Origin of the sequence: Pseudomonas sp. KNUC1026 (assembly GCF_021650705.1) — a bacterium.
GTDB lineage: Bacteria > Pseudomonadota > Gammaproteobacteria > Pseudomonadales > Pseudomonadaceae > Aquipseudomonas.
The window spans coordinates 2,696,761-2,714,340 of sequence record NZ_CP087138.1; the positions used below are offsets into that span (position 1 = coordinate 2,696,761).

At 63.3% G+C, this 17,580-nt stretch carries 16 protein-coding genes and 3 pseudogenes; 13 read left to right on the forward strand and 6 right to left on the reverse strand.

All coding sequences use genetic code 11. The features are described 5' to 3' along the window. The first annotated feature begins 281 nt into the window (after positions 1 to 281). Positions 282 to 605 (forward strand): Arc family DNA-binding protein, encoded by a 324-nt coding sequence (locus LN139_RS12465; RefSeq protein WP_236353842.1) that lies wholly within the window; start codon positions 282 to 284, stop codon positions 603 to 605. Between the two features lie 72 nt (positions 606 to 677). Here the strand turns inward: LN139_RS12465 and mgtE are convergent, their stop codons facing one another. After that, complete coding sequence (mgtE, locus tag LN139_RS12470; protein WP_236353849.1) at positions 678 to 2,120, reverse strand: magnesium transporter; 1,443 nt, start codon at positions 2,118 to 2,120, stop codon at positions 678 to 680. Positions 2,121 to 2,444: 324 nt separating this feature from the next. On the opposite strand from mgtE, the gene LN139_RS12475 reads away from it, so the two are divergent. Then, a complete protein-coding gene (locus LN139_RS12475; RefSeq protein WP_236353851.1) occupies positions 2,445 to 2,777 on the forward strand; it encodes a hypothetical protein in 333 nt (110 codons plus the stop codon). On the opposite strand, the gene LN139_RS12480 is transcribed toward LN139_RS12475, so the two are convergent. The 3 genes from LN139_RS12480 to LN139_RS12490 all read right to left on the reverse strand — a co-directional run bounded on the left by LN139_RS12480 (position 2,771) and on the right by LN139_RS12490 (position 4,930). After that, the gene (locus LN139_RS12480) at positions 2,771 to 3,697 is read right to left on the reverse strand and encodes a YihY/virulence factor BrkB family protein (protein ID WP_236353853.1); all 927 of its coding nucleotides are present in this window, start codon (positions 3,695 to 3,697) and stop codon (positions 2,771 to 2,773) included. The two genes, LN139_RS12475 and LN139_RS12480, sit on opposite strands and share 7 nt — an antisense overlap. A gap of 92 nt (positions 3,698 to 3,789) precedes the next feature. Further along, a complete protein-coding gene (locus tag LN139_RS12485) occupies positions 3,790 to 3,972 on the reverse strand; it encodes a CsbD family protein (protein WP_236353855.1) in 183 nt (60 codons plus the stop codon). A gap of 121 nt (positions 3,973 to 4,093) precedes the next feature. Beyond that, positions 4,094 to 4,930 carry a CvfB family protein gene (locus LN139_RS12490; protein WP_236353874.1) on the reverse strand — a complete coding sequence of 279 codons (837 nt, stop codon included), beginning with the start codon at positions 4,928 to 4,930 and terminating at the stop codon, positions 4,094 to 4,096. A 217-nt stretch (positions 4,931 to 5,147) separates the two neighbouring features. Here LN139_RS12490 and LN139_RS12495 point away from each other — a divergent pair, with 217 nt between their 5' ends. The 5 genes and pseudogenes from LN139_RS12495 (at position 5,148) to LN139_RS12510 (ending at position 9,759) form a co-directional block, all read left to right on the forward strand. Beyond that, positions 5,148 to 5,876 (forward strand): TorF family putative porin, encoded by a 729-nt coding sequence (locus LN139_RS12495; RefSeq protein ID WP_236353880.1) that lies wholly within the window; start codon positions 5,148 to 5,150, stop codon positions 5,874 to 5,876. A 62-nt stretch (positions 5,877 to 5,938) separates the two neighbouring features. Beyond that, positions 5,939 to 6,817, forward strand: coding sequence for a DUF6279 family lipoprotein (locus LN139_RS12500; protein WP_236353881.1), 879 nt, complete (start codon positions 5,939 to 5,941; stop codon positions 6,815 to 6,817). Positions 6,818 to 6,950: 133 nt separating this feature from the next. After that, positions 6,951 to 7,706: pseudogene (locus LN139_RS25675) on the forward strand (MCP four helix bundle domain-containing protein); the annotation flags it as partial. A 78-nt stretch (positions 7,707 to 7,784) separates the two neighbouring features. Next, positions 7,785 to 8,561 (forward strand): methyl-accepting chemotaxis protein, encoded by a 777-nt coding sequence (locus LN139_RS25680; protein WP_442964432.1) that lies wholly within the window; start codon positions 7,785 to 7,787, stop codon positions 8,559 to 8,561. A 76-nt stretch (positions 8,562 to 8,637) separates the two neighbouring features. Further along, positions 8,638 to 9,759 carry a nitrate- and nitrite sensing domain-containing protein gene (locus tag LN139_RS12510; protein WP_236353886.1) on the forward strand — a complete coding sequence of 374 codons (1,122 nt, stop codon included), beginning with the start codon at positions 8,638 to 8,640 and terminating at the stop codon, positions 9,757 to 9,759. A gap of 7 nt (positions 9,760 to 9,766) precedes the next feature. Here the strand turns inward: LN139_RS12510 and LN139_RS12515 are convergent, their stop codons facing one another. Continuing rightward, positions 9,767 to 10,270 (reverse strand): GNAT family N-acetyltransferase, encoded by a 504-nt coding sequence (locus LN139_RS12515; protein WP_236353888.1) that lies wholly within the window; start codon positions 10,268 to 10,270, stop codon positions 9,767 to 9,769. Between the two features lie 293 nt (positions 10,271 to 10,563). Here LN139_RS12515 and glcD point away from each other — a divergent pair, with 293 nt between their 5' ends. The 5 genes and pseudogenes from glcD to LN139_RS12540 all read left to right on the forward strand — a co-directional run bounded on the left by glcD (position 10,564) and on the right by LN139_RS12540 (position 16,693). Then, entirely contained in the window at positions 10,564 to 12,063 is a 1,500-nt protein-coding gene (gene glcD, locus LN139_RS12520; RefSeq protein ID WP_236353890.1) for a glycolate oxidase subunit GlcD, read from the forward strand. Beyond that, a pseudogene (gene glcE / locus LN139_RS12525) lies at positions 12,063 to 13,117 on the forward strand (glycolate oxidase subunit GlcE). Before glcD ends, glcE begins: the two are co-directional and overlap by 1 nt. A gap of 2 nt (positions 13,118 to 13,119) precedes the next feature. Beyond that, complete coding sequence (gene glcF, locus LN139_RS12530) at positions 13,120 to 14,358, forward strand: glycolate oxidase subunit GlcF (protein WP_236353892.1); 1,239 nt, start codon at positions 13,120 to 13,122, stop codon at positions 14,356 to 14,358. Further along, positions 14,359 to 14,760, forward strand: coding sequence for a heme-binding protein (locus LN139_RS12535; RefSeq protein ID WP_236353894.1), 402 nt, complete (start codon positions 14,359 to 14,361; stop codon positions 14,758 to 14,760). A gap of 111 nt (positions 14,761 to 14,871) precedes the next feature. After that, a pseudogene (locus tag LN139_RS12540) lies at positions 14,872 to 16,693 on the forward strand (putative bifunctional diguanylate cyclase/phosphodiesterase). On the opposite strand, the gene LN139_RS12545 reads toward LN139_RS12540, so the two are convergent. Then, complete coding sequence (locus LN139_RS12545; protein WP_236353897.1) at positions 16,678 to 17,067, reverse strand: response regulator; 390 nt, start codon at positions 17,065 to 17,067, stop codon at positions 16,678 to 16,680. The pseudogene LN139_RS12540 and the gene LN139_RS12545 overlap by 16 nt on opposite strands. A 187-nt stretch (positions 17,068 to 17,254) precedes the next feature. Here LN139_RS12545 and LN139_RS12550 point away from each other — a divergent pair, with 187 nt between their 5' ends. Beyond that, positions 17,255 to 17,524 (forward strand): DUF6555 family protein, encoded by a 270-nt coding sequence (locus LN139_RS12550; protein ID WP_236353899.1) that lies wholly within the window; start codon positions 17,255 to 17,257, stop codon positions 17,522 to 17,524. The last annotated feature ends 56 nt before the right edge of the window (positions 17,525 to 17,580 follow it).

Below are 17,580 nucleotides of genomic sequence, written 5' to 3' on the forward strand. Positions count from 1 at the left end.
GACTCACCCGAGCGTTCAAACACAGGTGAAGCGTGTCAATGCCATGCGATCAATCCTATTTTTCCAACCAGTACTCATTTTCGACGATAGGTACTGGCATTAAGCCGGTACCCGGGTCAGAATTTGTCACAGAATTGGCGCCAAGCTTATGACACATTCGTGCATCATATCGCCAGCTGCAGACAATTCGGGTGGAACGATTGGCAAATTGTATTGTCGAACCGGCATTCTGCGGCCAAACCTTCCGAGAACCGCTTTCCCTGAACTCAATCGGTAATCCTATGCGCCCAATGAAACAGGCAGTTTATTCCAGCCGCACCGCGGACAAATTTGTGGTGCGCTTACCCGACGGCATGCGCGAGCGTATCGCTGAGGTCGCGCGCAACCATCACCGTAGCATGAACTCGGAAATCATCGCCCGCCTCGAGCAGAGCCTCATTCAGGAAGGCGCGCTGGGCGAAGAGCTGAGCATGCGCCTGGACAGCCCCGAGCTTTCGCTGCACGAGCGTGAGCTGCTGCAACGGTTCCGCCAGTTGTCGCATCGCCAGCAGAACGCTTTGGTGGCACTGATCGACAGCACCGAAGTCAGCACAGACGACAACTGATTGAGCAAGCACCGCATGCAATATGAAAAAACCGGCCTTTGAGCCGGTTTTTCGTTAGCGCCGCCCCTGGGCTTACATCAGAAACACGGTGGCAAGGCCCAGGAAGATGAAGAAGCCACCGCTGTCGGTTACAGCGGTAATCATCACGCTGGAGCCCATCGCAGGATCGCGGCCCACACGCGTGAGGCTCATGGGAATCACCACGCCCATGAGCGCGGCCAACATCAGGTTCAGGGTCATGGCCGATGTCATCACCACGCCCAGTGACCAGCTACCGTACAGGAGCCAGGCCACAACACCGATCACCCCACCCCAGATAAGCCCGTTGAATACGGCAACCGCCAGCTCTTTTTTCAGCAGGCGCTTGGTATTGCGTGGGCTGACCTGATCGAGTGCCATGGCGCGCACGATCATGGTGATGGTCTGGTTACCCGAGTTGCCACCGATACCCGCCACGATCGGCATCAGCGCAGCCAGCGCTACCAGGTGGGCAATGGACTCCTCGAACAGGCCAATGACTCGGGAAGCGATGAAGGCCGTCACAAGGTTCACTGCAAGCCAGGACCACCGGTTGCGAATCGAGCGCCACACCGAGGCGAAGATGTCTTCTTCTTCGCGCAGGCCCGCCATGTTCAGGACTTCGGTTTCGCTTTCTTCGCGAATCAGGTCGACCATTTCGTCAATGGTCAGCCGGCCGATCAAACGGCTGTTCTTGTCGACTACAGGTGCCGAGACGAGGTCGTAGCGCTCAAAGGCCTGTGCAGCCTCGTAGGCATCGGCATCGGGATGGAAGGTGACCGGATCGCTGGCCATGACATCGGCGACCTGCTTGTCAGGGTCGTTCACCAGCAAGCGCTTGATCGGCAGCACGCCCTTGAGCACGCCGTGATCGTCGATGACGAATACCTTGTCGGTATGGCCGGGCAGCTCGCGCAGGCGCCGCAGATAGCGCAGCACCACCTCGAGAGTGACGTCTTCGCGGATGGTGACCATCTCGAAGTCCATCAAGGCACCGACCTGATCCTCCTCGTAGCTCAGCGCCGAGCGCACTCGCTCACGCTGCTGCGCATCGAGGCTTTCCATGAGCTCGTGCACCACGTCACGCGGCAGCTCCGGCGCAAGGTCGGCAAGCTCATCGGCGTCCATTTCACGGGCGGCGGCGATGATCTCGTGGTCGTCCATGTCGGCGATGAGCGTTTCACGCACCGAATCGGAGACTTCAAGGAGGATATCGCCGTCGCGCTCGGCCTTGACCAGCTGCCATACGGCCAAGCGATCTTCCAGCGGAAGGGCTTCGAGGATGTAGGCGACGTCGGCGGAGTGCAGGTCGTCGAGCCGGCGCTGCAGCTCCACCTGGTTCTGGCGGTGCACGAGGCTGTCGACGCGGGCCTGGTTCTGGCCCTCCTGGCGATGAGTGAGGTCTTCGACCACACGCTGGCGATGCAGCAACTCGGTAACTTGCGCAAGGCGGTCCTGCAGGCTGTCCTGCAGTTTTTTGACTTCAACTTCGGTCATAGGCGTACTCCACTCCCAGCAGTGGACCACGCCGGGAGATCATTGGATCAATGCTGTAAAGGCGAAACGCTTGTTAAGGCTTCTACTGGGTGTGTCCATGGAAGGGGTTCCAGAGCCCCGGCGGGGCTGACGGCGGCAATCATACCTGCTCGGCAACCTGATGGCGAAAGAAAATTGGCGCAAAACAACTGCTTGCGTGCCGGTTCGAGTACGCGACGTGCGCAGGGCAGAATCATTGGGAAACCATCGATGGCAGGCCATGTCCGCAACGGGCGCTAGGCTGTGCAGCGCAACGATAGATCACCACATCAAGGAGGATGTGCCATGTTCTGGATGGTTTTTTTCGCAGCGCTGGTGCTACCGGGCCTGGCGAATGCACAAATCGTTCAACGCTGTGTGGCAACTGATGGGCAGGCGCTGTATACCTTCGGCGCTTGCCCCGATGGCTCGGCGGGCATCTCTGTGCGAGCGTTCAATCCACCGCCCGGGAGTTCGGTACCCCGCGCGAGGCCCGTATCGCCCCGCCAACCGGTGCCGCTGACCATCGTCGGGCAGCCACCCCCTGCCAAGGCGAGCAAACCGACCCCGGAGCGTAGCGACAAGGCCACCAAAAAGCAGAAACGAGCGCGCTACCAGCCGCCCGCCCTGGCTCAATGACGAGTACCCAAAGGCCCATGAGCGTCCGGGTCAGGCAGCTCGGCACCCTCACCTTCAGCTTTCTCGCCTTTGTCCTTGCCCTCGTCCGACATGTGCTCGATCACTGCATTCATCTCGGCTCCCAGCAGCAAGACGGCGGCAGAAATGTAGAAATACAGCAGCAACACGATGATCGCCCCGATGCTGCCGTACATCGCGTTGTAGTTCGAAAAGCTTTTTACATAGATACCAAAGCCCACCGAGGCGATGATCCAGACAACCACCGCCAGAACCGAACCTGGGGTAATGAAGCGAAATTGCTGTTTGACGTCGGGCATCACATAGTAGATGAGCGCCACGGCCATCATCATCAGAACGATGATCAGCGGCCAGCGCGCCAAGGTCCACAGGGTCACGATGAACTCTTCGATGCCAAGGCGCCCGGCAATCCAGGTCATCACCTGCGGCCCTACCACCATCAACGCTGCGGCGCTCAGCAACATGCCTGCCAGCCCCACGGTGTACAACACCGACAGCGGTATGCGCTTCCAGGCCGGGCGCTGCTCGGGCACGTCGTAGGCTGCGTTCATGGCACTCATCAACAGCCGCACGCCAGCCGACGCGGTCCACAGGGCAATGAGGATACCGACCGAAAGCAATCCGCCCTGGGATTGCTGCAACTGGTCGATCACCGGGTTGACCTGGTCAAGTGCCTGAGGCGGCAGCACCAGTGATGACTGCATGCGCAGCCAGCCGAAAAAGTCCGGCAGGTGCAGGAAGCCGATCAGAGCGATCAGAAATAGCAGGAAAGGAAATAATGAAAACAGCATCTGGTAGGCCAGTGCCGATGCATAGGTCGGCATTTCGTCGTCGACGAATTCCTTGACGGTGCGTACCAAAACCTTGCCCAAGGGCATCTGTTTCATATCGGGAAATATCATCCTGCCTTCCTCTTGCATTCCGGGTTCACACCTTTCTCACAGCACAACGGCCATCCCGGGATGGCCGCTGCTGTTACATCAAGGTCAGGAAATCACTTGGGTTTGCTGACAGCGTCCTTGACCTTGCCTTTGACCTGTTGAGCTTCGCCCTTGACTTCCTGAGCCTTGCCCTTGGCCTGCATCTCGGTGTTGTCAGTGGCTTTGCCTACGCCCTGCTTCACCTTGCCTGCTGCTTCGTTTGCCATGCCTTTGACTTTATCTTTGGTGCCACTCATGAGCGAAACTCCTTGGTGGGGATTGAATAATTTCAATCGACATAAAGTGGACACAGCGCAGCGCTGGCAAGTTTCAACGGATTGTTGGCGCGTTTATCGGGCCGACGAAGGGTCGGCCCATTCAGCGCTTCTCGATGCGGTCTTCCAGAATCACCAGATGGCCCTCTTTATAGAGCGAGCCGATGGCCTTCTTGAAGTTGCCTTTGCTGACCCCGAACAGGTCGGCAATCAACTGCGGGTCGCTCTTGTCGCATACCATCAGTGTGCCGCCGGCCTCGGCCAGCCGCTCGAGAATGCGCTGGTGAAGGCCGCTGCTGCTGGCGGCGCCCGGGGGCTGCAGGCTCAGAGAGATCTTGCCGTCACCGCGCACCTCGCGAATGTACCCTTGCTCGCGCGAGCCCTTGCGCAGAAATTTGAACGCTTCGTTCTTGTGGATCAGGCCCCAGTGGCGATGCTCGACGATCGCGTTGAAGCCCAGGTCGGACGTACCGGTGACCAGCAGGTCGACGGCCTGGCCGGGGGTGTAGTTGGCCGGAGCCTTGTCCAGGTAGCGGTCGATGCGCGCACTGGCAGTGATGCGACGGGTGCGCTGGTCGAGAAAGACGTACACCACCACATAATCACCGACCACTGCCGGGTGTTTCTCCTCGGAGAACGGCAGCAGCAGGTCCTTGGGCAGGCCCCAGTCGAGGAACACCCCGATCGCATTCACTTGCACGACCTTCAGGCTGGCGAACTGGCCCACCTGCGCCTTTGGTTTGATGGTGGTGGCCAGCAACCGGTCTTCGCTGTCCAGGTACACGAACACGTTGAGCCAGTCGTCGATTTCGACCGGCGTGCCCTTGGGCACGTACTTGTTGGGCAGAAGGATTTCTCCGTCTGCGCCGCCGTCCAGGTACAGGCCGAACTCGACGGCCTTGATCACTTGCAAACTGTTGAAACGCCCCACCAATGCCATGACTTGGCTACCTCATAAACGATGCCGCGCATTCTACCTGCATATCCGCAGGCGTGCCCGCGAGACCGGAAAACACCGGCCTCGTGCGCGCCGATGGTCAGCCAAAGACAAGGAATCGACGAACGGTAGCCTGCTACTGAATTTCATCGGTATCCTGCAACCCGTCTATTTCGGGCCTGCCAACCGGTTTTTCAGGCGCAACAGCAGGAGCGAATGCATGCACAGCCCATTCAAACATTGGCCTTGGCTCGTTTTGAGCCTGGCAACACCGGGCCTGGCCCAGGCCCAGTTGCTGCAGCGGCAACTGGGTGATTTCGACCTCACGCTGGGTACGACGCCCTCACGCACTATGGCTCAGGGGCTAGTCAGCCCCAGCACTGGGACTGCCGTGCATGGCGGCATGGACCTGGCGCATGACAGCGGCTTCTACGTAGGCCAGTGGGCGCCAAGCCTGGGCCTGACTGATGGCAGTACGCTGGAGCTGGATTCCTACGCCGGCTACAAACGCAGTCTCAGCCCCTCTCTGGGCTATGAAGTCGGCATGATGAACTACGCCCGCCCTCAGCTGGACAACGCCAGCAGCCATCAACTGTTCGCCGGGCTGCGCGTGCTGGGTACGCGCATCGGTGCAGCCCTTAGCGCGGCCAGTGAAACCCGTGCCAGCACGCTGTACGCCGACTTCGGCGCCCTGCCCCTGTGGGGCATCGGCCTGAGCATGAAAGTTTCTCACTACCAACTGGCAACCCCCTACTCACTCGATGGCGGCGGCCAGGTGACCGCTTACAGTGACTGGTCGATGCAACTGTCGCGGCCTTGGCGCGGTACCGACCTCAACGTCAGCTGGAGCAACTCCGACCTCAATGGCCTGGGCTGCGCAGCCTACGCCGGGCACAACCCTGAGTGCGGCGGCACGCTCACCTTCCGAGCTGCCCGCTCGTTCTTCTGAGGGAACCCACGCGGATCCAAACGCCTCTATCGCGGTGAACCTGCCGCCCGTGAGGCCCCGCTATGCTGTACGCGCTGTGCCGGACCCTGATCTGCCTGGCTGCCCTGCTGGCACTTGCCAGCTGCACCCGCCTTGACCTTGCCTACCGCAACCTCGACGTACTGATCCCCTGGTCGCTCAGCGATTACCTGGACATGAACCGCCAGCAGAAGCGCTGGCTCAACGACCAACTCAAGGACCAGTTGCAGTGGCACTGCACCACGCAGTTGCCTGGCTACCTGCCTTGGCTTGACCGCTTGCAGGCGTTGGCGAAGGAGGGCTCGGCGAGCGACGCGCAACTGCAGGCCCTCACCCGCGATGCCGAGCAAGCCGTTCACCAGGTGGCCCAGCAGATCACGCCCTCTGCCGTGCAGCTTTTGGCAGGTTTGAGCGATGACCAGGTGGCGGCCTTGCGCCAGGCGTTCAGCGATGATCTGGCCAAACGTCGCAAGACGCTGGTCGAACCACCGCTGGCCAGGCAGATCGACGACCGCGCCGAGCGCATGCAGGACCGGCTCAAGCCCTGGATCGGGCGGCTCAATAGCGCCCAGCAGGCCCAGATACGGGAGTGGTCGGTACAGCTCGGTGAACAGAACCGCGCGTGGATGGACAACCGCGAACACTGGCAAAGCCTGCTGCTAGAGGCTCTGGCCGAACGCCACAACGCGGATTTCCCTGTCCGCGTCGCGAAATTGCTTCAGGAGCGCCGGGCCCTGTGGACAGAAGACTACCGAAACGCCTGGGCCAACACCGAGCGAGCGACACGCCAGCTGATCATCGGGCTGCTGGCCGCGAGCACCCCTGACCAGCGCGCGCAACTCATTGGTCGCCTGGAAAAACTTAGAAACGATTTCTCAGCGCTGGAATGCTTCAGATCCAGCCGCGAGGCCGATCCAGTGTGAACGCCCTCGCAGGCTGGCCTTCGAATATGACCGGCCGGTCAACACCCCTTAACAACGTGATGGCACTTTGATAATCCGACTGATCCTGCACTTGGCAGACACGGAATGCAGTAACCACTCAAGGAGCGTCACCATGTTACAAAATCTGAAGATCGGCCAACGGGCCACGCTTGGCTTTGCCATCCTCGCAACGCTGATGGCGGTGCTGGGGCTTTTCAGCCTCCATCAGATGGCCCAGTTGCGTGCCAGCGCCGCGGACCTGGAAGGCCACTGGATGCCCGCCATCGATGACGTCAACGAAAGCACTGCCAACGTTGCGACCATTCGCCTTGAAGCTCTGCGCCAGACCACGACCAGAGCGCCGGAAGTGGCCGCACGCAGCAAAGCGATCGTCGATGAACAGGCGCAGGCACTCAAAGCGCGCCTGGCAGCGCACATCCCGAGCGCCGATGAACGCGCTGTCTTCGAAGCCGCCCAGCGCGCCAGCAGCCTTTACCTGGATCAGGTCGAGCAATTGCAGCGGATGGTGCGTGACAACGACCCCAACCTTGAACGCTATCTCAATGAGACCATTGCACCCTCCGGCCGCGCACTCAATGCAGCCTTCGCAGCGCTGATGCAATACAACCAGGACGGGGCAGACGCTGCGACCCAGGCCGCCGACCTCCGCTACCAGCAAAGCCAATGGGTGGTGGGTTTTGCGCTCGCCACGGCGCTCGCGCTGACGGTATTGCTCGCCTGGGCACTGACCCGCAGCCTCACCGGGCCGATCGGCCAGGCCCTGCGTGCCGCCCAGCGCATTGCCGAAGGCGACCTGACCGCCACCATCGAGCACCCCGGCCGCGACGAGGCCGCTCACCTGCTCAAGGCACTGGCCGGGATGCAGATGAACCTGCGTGCCACATTGGGCAGCATCAGCGTATCCGCCCAGCAGTTGGCCTCCTCCGCCGAGGAAATGAGCACGGTGATGGAGCAGAGCACCCGCAGCCTGCAGGCGCAGAACGACGAAATCGACCAGGCTGCGACCGCTGTCAACCAGATGACCAGTGCGGTGGATGAGGTGGCGAGCAATGCGGTCTCGACCGCCGAGGTGTCGCGCAACTCCGACGACCAGACGCGCCAGGGCCAGAGTGAGGTAGAGCAGACCGTCGCGGCCATCGAATCGCTGGTAGGCGATGTACTCAGCGCCAGCTCCCAGGCCCAAGGCCTGGCGGGCCAGGCGCAGGATATCGGCAAGGTGCTGGAAGTGATTCGCGGCATTGCGGCGCAAACCAACCTGCTGGCACTCAATGCTGCCATCGAGGCCGCCCGCGCGGGCGAGGCCGGCCGAGGCTTCGCCGTGGTCGCCGACGAGGTGCGCTCGCTGGCCCAACGCACCCAGGACTCCACCCAGGAAATCGAGCAGATGATCGGCAGTATCCGAAGCGGTACCGATGGCACCGTCAGCGCCCTGCAGCAGAGCGCCGAACAGGCTGGGAGCACCTTGCAAAGGGCGAGTTCGGCCGGGCAATCGCTGGTACGCATCACCGACGCCATCGGCCAGATCAAGCAGCGCAACGAGGTGATCGCCAGCGCTGCCGAAGAGCAGGCCCAGGTTGCCCGGACGGTCGATCGCAGCCTGGTGAGCATCCGAGACCTGTCCAACCAGACCGCCGCCGGTGCCACGCAAACCGCGGCAGCCAGCCAGGAACTGTCGCGCCTGGCGATAGACCTCAATACCCTGGTGACCCGCTTTACGCTCTGACGCGCCACTGTACGAGCCGTGCGGCATTAGGCACACTGGCCGCGCGGCTTTAACACCACTGGCCTGCGGAGCCCTCATGCCTGATCGACACATGCCCCCTGCTCTGGTTTTCATGCTCGCTGCCCGGCGCATGGAACTGGGCAGCCTGGAGGGCCTGGCCCTGACCTGCGAGCTGGCAACCCGCATTTGCCAACTGGTGCATGCCCTGCAGCGCGAACGGGGCTATTCGAACCTCTATCTGGGCAAGCCAGACCACGTTCATCTCAATCAATTGCAGCGCCTGAGCGAAGATGCCCAGCTCATCGAGCAGGCCGTTTGTGCCCGTTTCGAGGCCATGGTGCTGGACACCACCGGCGCTGTAGACCGCGTCCGCCTTTACAACCGCATTGCCTATGTGCTGCTTTGCTTGCAGGAATTGCCCGGGCTGCGCCGGCGCATCCGCGAGCGTGCGCTGACGCCGCAGGACGCGGTAGCCGGGTTGGTGCGGCTGATCGAAGGCCTGCTGGCGGTGGTGTTCGAGGCTGCCGGCAGTGCCAGCGACCCGGCGATCACCCGCCAGTTGGTGGCGCTTTACAATTTCATGCAGGGCAAGGAGCTCGCTAGCCAGGAGCGGGCTGTGGGCGTTGCCGGGTTCATCGCCGGCTGGTTCGATGAGCCCCTGCACGCGCGCATGGAACAGCTCGGCCATGCACAGAGCAAGTGTTTCGACACGTTCGCCCAATTCGCCCCCGAGCGTGGCGTCGAACTCTGGCAAGCGCAGGAAACCGGTGAAGCCACCGAACAGTTCCAGGCCCTGCGCGGCCTGGCGCTCAAATCCACGGAGCAGTCACAGGTGGATGCCGGCCTTTCGGAGTTATGGTTCGACCTCTGCACACAGCGGCTCGACACACTTCACGGTATTGAACAGTGGCTCACCCAAGCGCTGTTGAACCTGTGCCAGCGCAGCATCGCCGCGGCCCGCAGCGACCTTGAGAACCACCGCCTGCTGCTCAGCCGGCTGGCGGCCCTCGACAGCGCCGAGCCACTGGCGGCCAGCCTTCCCTCTTCGCCACCGGGCAGTTCGCTCAGCGACGCGCTGACACCGGGGCGTTCGGTGCTCGACCTGCTGCACGCCCAGGCACTTCGCCTGGCGAAGGTCGACGATGAGCTTGAAAAGGCCCGCGACGCGCTCGACGTGCCGCGCCAGGCACGCAGCTGAAAAGGGCTCAACGCACTCGCCACACCGCCGGTCGCAAGGCCGGGCGGTGGTATTGCCCGGTGTTGAGGGTCAGGCACCAGGCCTGAGCCTGGGCAGGAAGGTCCAGCCCGCAGGGCCGGCCAATCGGTGCAAAGCCCAATGCCGTGTGCAACGGCTGATCGTGTTCCTGGCCGTGAGGCAGAGTCACGTACAACGCCAGGTAGCCGGCGTCGGCCAATGCCTGAATCAACGCTTTGTAAAGAGCCGCCGCGTGCTTTTGCTGGGCGGGCCCGGGCAGCACATGCACGTGCACATCCACCGACCACCGCAGCCCAAGCCCGGCATGGTGCGCGCTGGCCCAGGCAAGGCCTGCCAGACCGCCGTCGGCCTCTGCCAACAGAAACGGATAGCGGCCCACCGTCGCTTCGATCAGAGCGCCGGTGCCGATTTCGCTGTGAGGGGTCTCAAGCGCCAGCGCTATTTCGCTGCCAGGGTAGCCCAGCACTTGCCAGGCCGCCGCACTGTCGGCCACGCACGCCGGCCGTATCGCACAAAAAGTCATACCGAGAACTCCGCCTTGAAGCATGGCGCGGGCCGTCCTGGGCATGCCGCTGAATGCTGGTGAATCGAGTGTGATACCAGGTTCGAGGGTGGAACAACCCTGAGCGGATGTTCGGCACTGACCTGGATCAAAAGTGCGGCAGCGGCTTCCACTGAGCAATGGCAATGTGATGGCCGTCACATCATCAGTGGACAAGTGCCCGTACCGCGACCATCTTCAAACGCATAACGACAAAAACCCTGAAGCATCCAAGGCAGGTTTCGATGAACATCCTGCACGACCCCGCACTTGACGGCCCCTTGCCCAAGGTCGACCGCCCTCGCTTGCTCCGGGCGCTGCGCCAGGCATGCCCCGGCATGGCGATGCTCACCGAGCCCGAGGAGCTTGCGCCCTACGAGTGCGACGGGCTGCCGGCCTACCGCACCATCCCGCTGCTGGCAGCCCTGCCCGACCAGATCGGGCAGGTCCAGGCCTTGTTGCGCACCTGCCATGCTCAAGGCGTTCCGGTAGTTGCACGGGGCGCTGGCACCGGGTTGTCGGGCGGGGCTCTGCCCTTGGCTGAAGGCGTGCTGCTGGTGATGGCGCGCTTCAACCACATTCTTGAACTGAACCCCGCCAGCCGCCGCGCCCGGGTACAGCCTGGGGTACGCAACGCTGCCATTTCCCAGGCGGCGGCGCCTTACGGGCTGTACTACGCGCCCGACCCATCGTCGCAGATCGCCTGCTCGATCGGCGGCAACGTGGCCGAGAACGCGGGCGGCGTGCACTGCCTCAAATATGGGCTCACCGTGCACAACGTCACGCAGGTGCGGATGCTGACCATGGCCGGCGAGCCGCTGACCCTGGGCAGCGAGGCACTCGATGCGCCGGGCCTGGACCTGCTGGCGCTGTTCACCGGCTCCGAAGGCCTGCTCGGCGTGATCACTGAAGTGACCGTCAAGCTGCTGCCCAGGCCGCCGCTGGCGCGGGTATTGCTCGCCAGTTTCGAAACGGTCGAGCAGGCTGCCGAGGCTGTAGGCGCGATCATCGGCGCCGGGATTATCCCGGCAGGGCTTGAGATGATGGACAACCTGGCGATCCGCGCTGCTGAGGACTTCATCCAGGCCGGTTACCCGGTGCAGGCCCAGGCGATTCTGCTGTGCGAGCTCGACGGCGTGCCCAGCGACGTCGACGAAGATTGCGCACAGGTTGCCCAGTTGCTGCGCGAAGCCGGCGCGCAGCAGGTGCGCCAGGCCCGCGACGAAGCCGAGCGCCTGAAGTTCTGGGCCGGGCGCAAGAACGCCTTCCCCGCCGTGGGCCGGCTGGCACCTGATTACTACTGCATGGACGGCACCATCCCCCGCCGCGCGCTTGCTCAGGTGCTGCGAGGCATTGCGCAACTGGCCGACGAACACCAACTACAAGTGGCCAATGTGTTCCATGCAGGGGACGGCAACATGCATCCATTGATCCTGTTCGACGCCGACGAGCCGGGGGAGCTGCAGCGCGCCGAAGCCTTGGGCGGCAAGATCCTCGAGCTGTGCGTGGCCGTCGGCGGGACCATCACCGGCGAACATGGCGTGGGCCGCGAGAAGATCAACCAGATGTGCGCGCAATTCAACGCGGCGGAGATTGCATTGATGCACCGGGTCAAGGCCGCGTTCGACCCCGAAGGGCTGCTCAACCCCGGTAAAAACGTGCCTACGTTGCAGCGCTGCGCGGAATTCGGCGCTCAGCATGTGCACCATGGGCAGTTGCCCTTCCCTGACCTGGAGCGCTTCTGATGATCGGCCAGAACGCCAGCGCACAGTGGTGCGAGCAGGTGCGAGCTGCCCGCGCCGACGCCAGCACCCTGCTGATCCAGGGCAGTGGCAGCAAGCGCTTCCTGGGCCCAGGCCCCACACCGCCAGGGCATGTGCTGGATACGCGCAGCCATCACGGCATCGTGCACTACGACCCGACCGAATTGGTGCTCACCGCCCGCGCGGGTACACCACTGCGAGTGATCGAGGCGGCGCTTGCCGAGCATCGCCAAATGCTCGCGTTCGAGCCGCCACACCTGGGGCCGGAGGCGACGCTGGGGGTGCGGTCGCCAGCGGCCTGGCCGGCCCGCGCAGGCCCTGGGCCGGCTCGGTGCGTGATTTCGTGTTGGGGTGCCGGCTGGTCAGCGCCGAGGCTGAGCTGCTGCGCTTCGGTGGCCAGGTGATGAAGAACGTTGCCGGCTACGACCTCTCGCGGCTGATGGCTGGCAGCTTCGGTTGCCTTGCGGTGATAGCCGAGGTGTCGCTCAAAGTGCTGCCGGTACCGCGCGCGCAGCGCAGCCTGAGCTTGGCCTTTGATGCCGGCCAGGCCCTGCGTCAGCTCGCGGAGTGGGGCCAGCAGCCGTTGCCGATCAGCGCTGCCTGCCATGACGGCGAGCAGTTGCACCTGCGCCTGGAGGGTGGTGAAGCCTCGGTGGCTGAGGCTGCCCGCCGCTTGGGCGGCCAACCGCTGAACGATGACTACTGGCTGGAACTCAACGAACAGCGCCACGCTTTCTTCAAGAGCGGGCCCGTGTGGCGGCTATCGTTGCCGCCAGGCAGCCCGGCGCTCGACCTGCCGGGGAAACAATGGCTGGACTGGGGCGGTTGCCAACGCTGGTTGCGCAGCGACGCGCCGGCGCGAAGCATTGTGCAAGCGGCGCTCGATGCCGGCGGGCATGCCCGGCCCTGGCGCACGGTCGATTGCGCGGTGCTGCCCATGCTGCCGCCCGCCCTGCTGCCGCTGCATCAGCGCCTCAAGGCGGCATTCGACCCGCACGGGCTGTTCAATCCCGGCTGGCTGCACCCGGAGCTCTGACCATGCAAACCCGACTCAGCGAACAGGCACGCCAGGCGCCCAGAGCCCAGGAGGCCGAAAGCATCTTGCGCACCTGCGTGCATTGCGGCTTCTGCAATGCCACCTGCCCCACTTACCAACTGCTGGGTGACGAGCTCGACGGGCCGCGCGGGCGCATCTACCAGATCAAGCAACTGCTCGAAGGCCACCCCGCCAGCGCCATCACCCAACAGCATCTGGACCGCTGCCTGGGCTGCCGCAATTGCGAAACGACCTGCCCCTCCGGCGTGCAGTATCACCACCTGCTGGACATCGGCCGAGCGGCGCTCGAGCAGGCGCTGCCCAGGCCCGCCCAAGGGCGCTGGCTGCGCTGGGGCCTGCGCCAGCTGGCTGAGCATCCACACCTGTTTCGCCTGGCCCTTGGCATCGCAAGAGCGCTCGAAAAACTGCTGCCCGGCCGGTTGGGCGCCAGGCTGCCCGCTCCCGTGCCCGCCCCCGGTACACGCCCTCCCCGTCAGCACTCAAGGCACGTGCTCATGCTCGAAGGTTGCGTGCAGCCGGGGCTCTCACCCAATACCAACGCGGCAGCGGCGAGGGTGCTCGACCGCCTGGGTATCAGCGTCGAGCCTGCGCCCGGTGCGCGCTGTTGTGGAGCCTTGGCCTATCACCTCGATGCGCAGGCCCGAGGCCTGGAGCAGGCGCGGGCCAACATCGATGCCTGGTGGCCAGCGCTTGAAAGCGGCGCCGAAGCCATCGTGCAGACGGCCAGCGGTTGTGGTGCCTTCATCAAGGACTACGCACACCTGCTGGCAGGCGACGCGGCCTATGCAGCCAAGGCCCGCGTGGTCAGCGAACGGGCGCTGGACCTGGCCGAGATACTGGCGCGCGAGCCTCTCGAAAGCACCCTGCCCCCATTGCCCGCCACCCGCCTTGCGTTTCACTGCCCCTGTACGCTGCAGCATGGTCAGGCGCTGGGAGGCGTTACTGAAACCCTGCTGCGCCGGCTGGGTTTCACGCTCACCGACGTTGCGGATGCGCACCTTTGCTGCGGTTCGGCCGGTACCTATTCGATCACCCAGCCCGCCCTGGCCAGAGCGCTGCGCGATCGTAAGCTCGATGCGCTGGAAAGCGGGCAGCCATCAGTGATCGCCACCGCCAACATAGGCTGCCAGAATCACCTCGCTGGCGCCGGGCGCACACCGGTGCGGCATTGGGTTGAATTATTGGACCTAGCCCTGTCCTCGCCTATCAAGGAGCATTGAATGCAGACCAAGCACATCCTCGGCCACGCCGAAGCCACACGCATCCTCGCCGCCGCCCGGGCCCATGCCCAGGCGCACCAGTGGGCAGTGAGCATCGCGGTGGTCGATGACGGCGGGCACCTGCTGGCACTGGAGCGCCTGGACGGCGCTGCCGCCAGCACGGCCTACCTGTGCACCGAAAAAGCCCGCTCCACAGCGCTTACACGTCGCGAATCCGGTGATCTGGAAAACATCGTCAAGAACGGGCGCGTTTCATTTCTTTGCGCCCCGCTGCTCACGCCCCTCGAAGGGGCCGTGCCGGTGGTTCATGAGGGCCAGGTGATCGGCGCTGTAGGCGTTTCCGGCGTGAGGTCCAGCGACGACGCCGAGATCGCACGTGCCGGCGTGGCCGCCTTGGGCTGAACGAGGTGGCCGGCGGTCGGGCCGACGAGCGAGTACGCGCAGAACTAGTGGCATCATGATACTGTCTGAGTTGATATCATTTAGACATCACTTGTGACAAAGGTAATCACCATGGCTTCAGGCGCTCCCATTCCCCTGAACGAAACGTTGCGCCTGAGCCGTGTCAACACCCTCTGCCTGCTGGAGCCTGAGCCCGACGCAGATTCTCGACCAGCTCGTACGCACCCTGGCCTTGCAATTTCAGGTGCCCATTTCGCTGGTGTCGATCATCGACGAACGCCGCCAGTGGTTCCGTGCACGCATTGGCCTTGCCGCCGAGCACACTGCGCGCGATCAGTCGTTCTGTGCCTACGCGATTCTGGAAAAAGGCGTGTTCCAGGTGCCGGATACTCATCTGGACCCCCGCTTTGCCGACAACCCGCTGGTGACCGGCGAGCCAGGCATTCGCTTTTATGCCGCCGCCCCCTTGATCACCGAAGACGGCCTGGGCCTGGGTGGGCTGTGCATCATCGACACGGTCCCGCGGCCAGCCCTGACTGTTGAGCAGGCTGCGGTGCTCGAGCACTTTGCGCAACTGGCCATGCTGCGCCTGAGCACTCTGCGCAGTGCCAGTTACCTGGATGCGCCGACTGGCCTGTTCAACCGCTTTCGGCTTGAACAGGACATCGACCACGCCCTGACTTTCGGCGGCCACAGCCTGGTCGTGATCGACCTGGTGACCCCGGATTTTCTCAACGATCTGGTCAGGGCACTGGGCTACAACTTTTCCCAGGAGTTGGTCAGCGTCCTGCATAACGCCTTGCGCGAGCAATTGCCCGACGGCCAGGCGCTGTACAAGATCACCCCGACTCGCTTCGGCTTTCTGGTGGCCAGCGGCAAGCAGGTTGCCGAGCGTGCCTTCAAGCAGCTGTTGAGTGCATTCGAGGCGCCGCTCGCCTGTGGCAACATCCCGATCCAGACCCAGCCCGGGATCGGTGCAATCGCCCTGGAACTGGACAGCAGCGATACCGACCGCGACTGGCTGCGCCTGGCCGTCAGCGCCGCTGACGATGCTCGCGACCGTGGCACCGGGTGGTGTTGGTACGAACCCCACCTGGACCTGGCACAGCAACGGGCCTTTTTGCTGCTGACGTCGCTGGCCGAAGCTGTACGCAGCGAAGATCAGTTTCACCTGGTCTACCAGCCCCGGCTCGAAGTGACCGGCGGCCAGGTGACCACAGTGGAGGCATTGCTGCGCTGGCAGCACCCGGTGCTTGGCCCGGTAAGCCCGGGCGAATTCGTGCCTCTGGCCGAGAAAACCGCGCTGATGCGGCCACTTAGCCTGTGGGTGCTCAAGCACGTAGTCGAGCAGGCTGCCCGCTGGCAGCGCCAGGGTTTACGCTTTCGCGTGGCCATCAATGTCAGCGCGCCAGACCTCGCCAGCCCGCTGTTCACTGACCGGTTGATGGAGCTGGTTGCGCAGCATGCACTGGACCCGCAGGCGCTGGAGGTCGAGTTTACCGAGAGTGCGCTCTCGCAGAATCTGGACATGGTCTGCGACCAGCTATTGCGCCTGCGCGCGCTGGGCATGGAAGTGTCGATCGACGATTTCGGCAGCGGCTACAGCAACTGGACCTACCTCAGCCAACTGCCCGCCACGACCCTGAAGCTGGACCGCTCGCTGATCAAGAACATCACCGAGCAGGAAAAGGACTACCGGCTGGTCGAAGCCATGATCGAGCTGGCACGCCGCGTCGGCTACCGCACTGTGGCAGAGGGTATCGAGACGTTACAGCAGTATCAGTTGGTCAGTGCGCTGGGCTGCCAGCAGGTGCAGGGCTATCTCATTGCCCGCCCCATGCCAGCGGGCGCCCTCGAAAGCTGGATGACAACCCAGCGCCGGCAGCTCGCAAACCAGTTGCGCGAAGCCGAGCCGGTTCAGTCTCTCCACTGAGTGCCCAGCGCCAACAAGCGGTTGGCGTTGAACATCAACGACTCGATGGCAAAGGGCTTGGCCAGAAACGGCCCTACCGGCCGCCTGCGCGCATCGCCGGTATAGCCGGAGACCGTCAGCACCGGCACCGTTGGCCACAACTCGGCAACGAAATACCCCAGTTCCAGCCCGTCCAGCTCACCCGGCATGCGCACATCGGTCACCAGCAGGTCGACCTTGCCGCAACAGGCCTGCAGCAGCTGCAATGCCTCGTCGGCATCGTTGACACCTGTCACCGCGAACCCCTCTTCGCGAAAGGCCTCGCACAGAACCGTGTTGAGCAGAATCTCGTCTTCAACCACCAACACATGAGGGGATTGCGGGGTTTCAACCATGGCGGCCTCTCGATCATTCCGTCCTTGCCTATTATCTGAGCACGGCCCGGCGCTGAAAATTTCGCGCCGGTCGTCTGCTGCCTGCGATGACCATTCGCCAGCCGAAGGGCAAATCCGATGGAATTTGTCTGGATAGGCACGTTCCCTTATTGCGTGAACGTTAATACAGCTATCGAGAACGCTGCGAATGCCAAACCCGACTCTCTACATCATCGACTACTACCTGCACGGGGCACCGAAGAGCTTCGTGCTGCGCCACGACCGCATGGACAATGCCGAAGCCTGGCATTGGGCGAGCTGCGACGCCGGCATCGGCCATATCGCACGTAACCGCCACGACAAGATCCGCAAGACCTCAAAGCCTATGGCAGAGAAGTACGGCATCACCCAGGTGACCTGGCGGCAGGCGGGTGCAACCGGCGCCAGCCAACAGGGGGCCATGGCCAACGGTACGTGACCTCGTGGCCGCTGGCGTCATCGAACTTCGCACAGCCGGCATCGGTGCTTCACCCT

What these genes read in the sequence shown, in the direction of transcription:
- LN139_RS12465 (WP_236353842.1), top strand. Translation starts at nt 282, where the DNA reads ATGCGCCCAATGAAACAGGCAGTTTATTCCAGCCGCACCGCGGACAAA.
- mgtE (WP_236353849.1), bottom strand. Translation starts at nt 2,120, where the DNA reads ATGACCGAAGTTGAAGTCAAAAAACTGCAGGACAGCCTGCAGGACCGC.
- LN139_RS12475 (WP_236353851.1), top strand. Translation starts at nt 2,445, where the DNA reads ATGTTCTGGATGGTTTTTTTCGCAGCGCTGGTGCTACCGGGCCTGGCG.
- LN139_RS12480 (WP_236353853.1), bottom strand. Translation starts at nt 3,697, where the DNA reads ATGATATTTCCCGATATGAAACAGATGCCCTTGGGCAAGGTTTTGGTA.
- LN139_RS12485 (WP_236353855.1), bottom strand. Translation starts at nt 3,972, where the DNA reads ATGAGTGGCACCAAAGATAAAGTCAAAGGCATGGCAAACGAAGCAGCA.
- LN139_RS12490 (WP_236353874.1), bottom strand. Translation starts at nt 4,930, where the DNA reads ATGGCATTGGTGGGGCGTTTCAACAGTTTGCAAGTGATCAAGGCCGTC.
- LN139_RS12495 (WP_236353880.1), top strand. Translation starts at nt 5,148, where the DNA reads ATGCACAGCCCATTCAAACATTGGCCTTGGCTCGTTTTGAGCCTGGCA.
- LN139_RS12500 (WP_236353881.1), top strand. Translation starts at nt 5,939, where the DNA reads ATGCTGTACGCGCTGTGCCGGACCCTGATCTGCCTGGCTGCCCTGCTG.
- LN139_RS25680 (WP_442964432.1), top strand. Translation starts at nt 7,785, where the DNA reads ATGGAGCAGAGCACCCGCAGCCTGCAGGCGCAGAACGACGAAATCGAC.
- LN139_RS12510 (WP_236353886.1), top strand. Translation starts at nt 8,638, where the DNA reads ATGCCTGATCGACACATGCCCCCTGCTCTGGTTTTCATGCTCGCTGCC.
- glcD (WP_236353890.1), top strand. Translation starts at nt 10,564, where the DNA reads ATGAACATCCTGCACGACCCCGCACTTGACGGCCCCTTGCCCAAGGTC.
- glcF (WP_236353892.1), top strand. Translation starts at nt 13,120, where the DNA reads ATGCAAACCCGACTCAGCGAACAGGCACGCCAGGCGCCCAGAGCCCAG.
- LN139_RS12535 (WP_236353894.1), top strand. Translation starts at nt 14,359, where the DNA reads ATGCAGACCAAGCACATCCTCGGCCACGCCGAAGCCACACGCATCCTC.
- LN139_RS12545 (WP_236353897.1), bottom strand. Translation starts at nt 17,067, where the DNA reads ATGGTTGAAACCCCGCAATCCCCTCATGTGTTGGTGGTTGAAGACGAG.
- LN139_RS12550 (WP_236353899.1), top strand. Translation starts at nt 17,255, where the DNA reads ATGCCAAACCCGACTCTCTACATCATCGACTACTACCTGCACGGGGCA.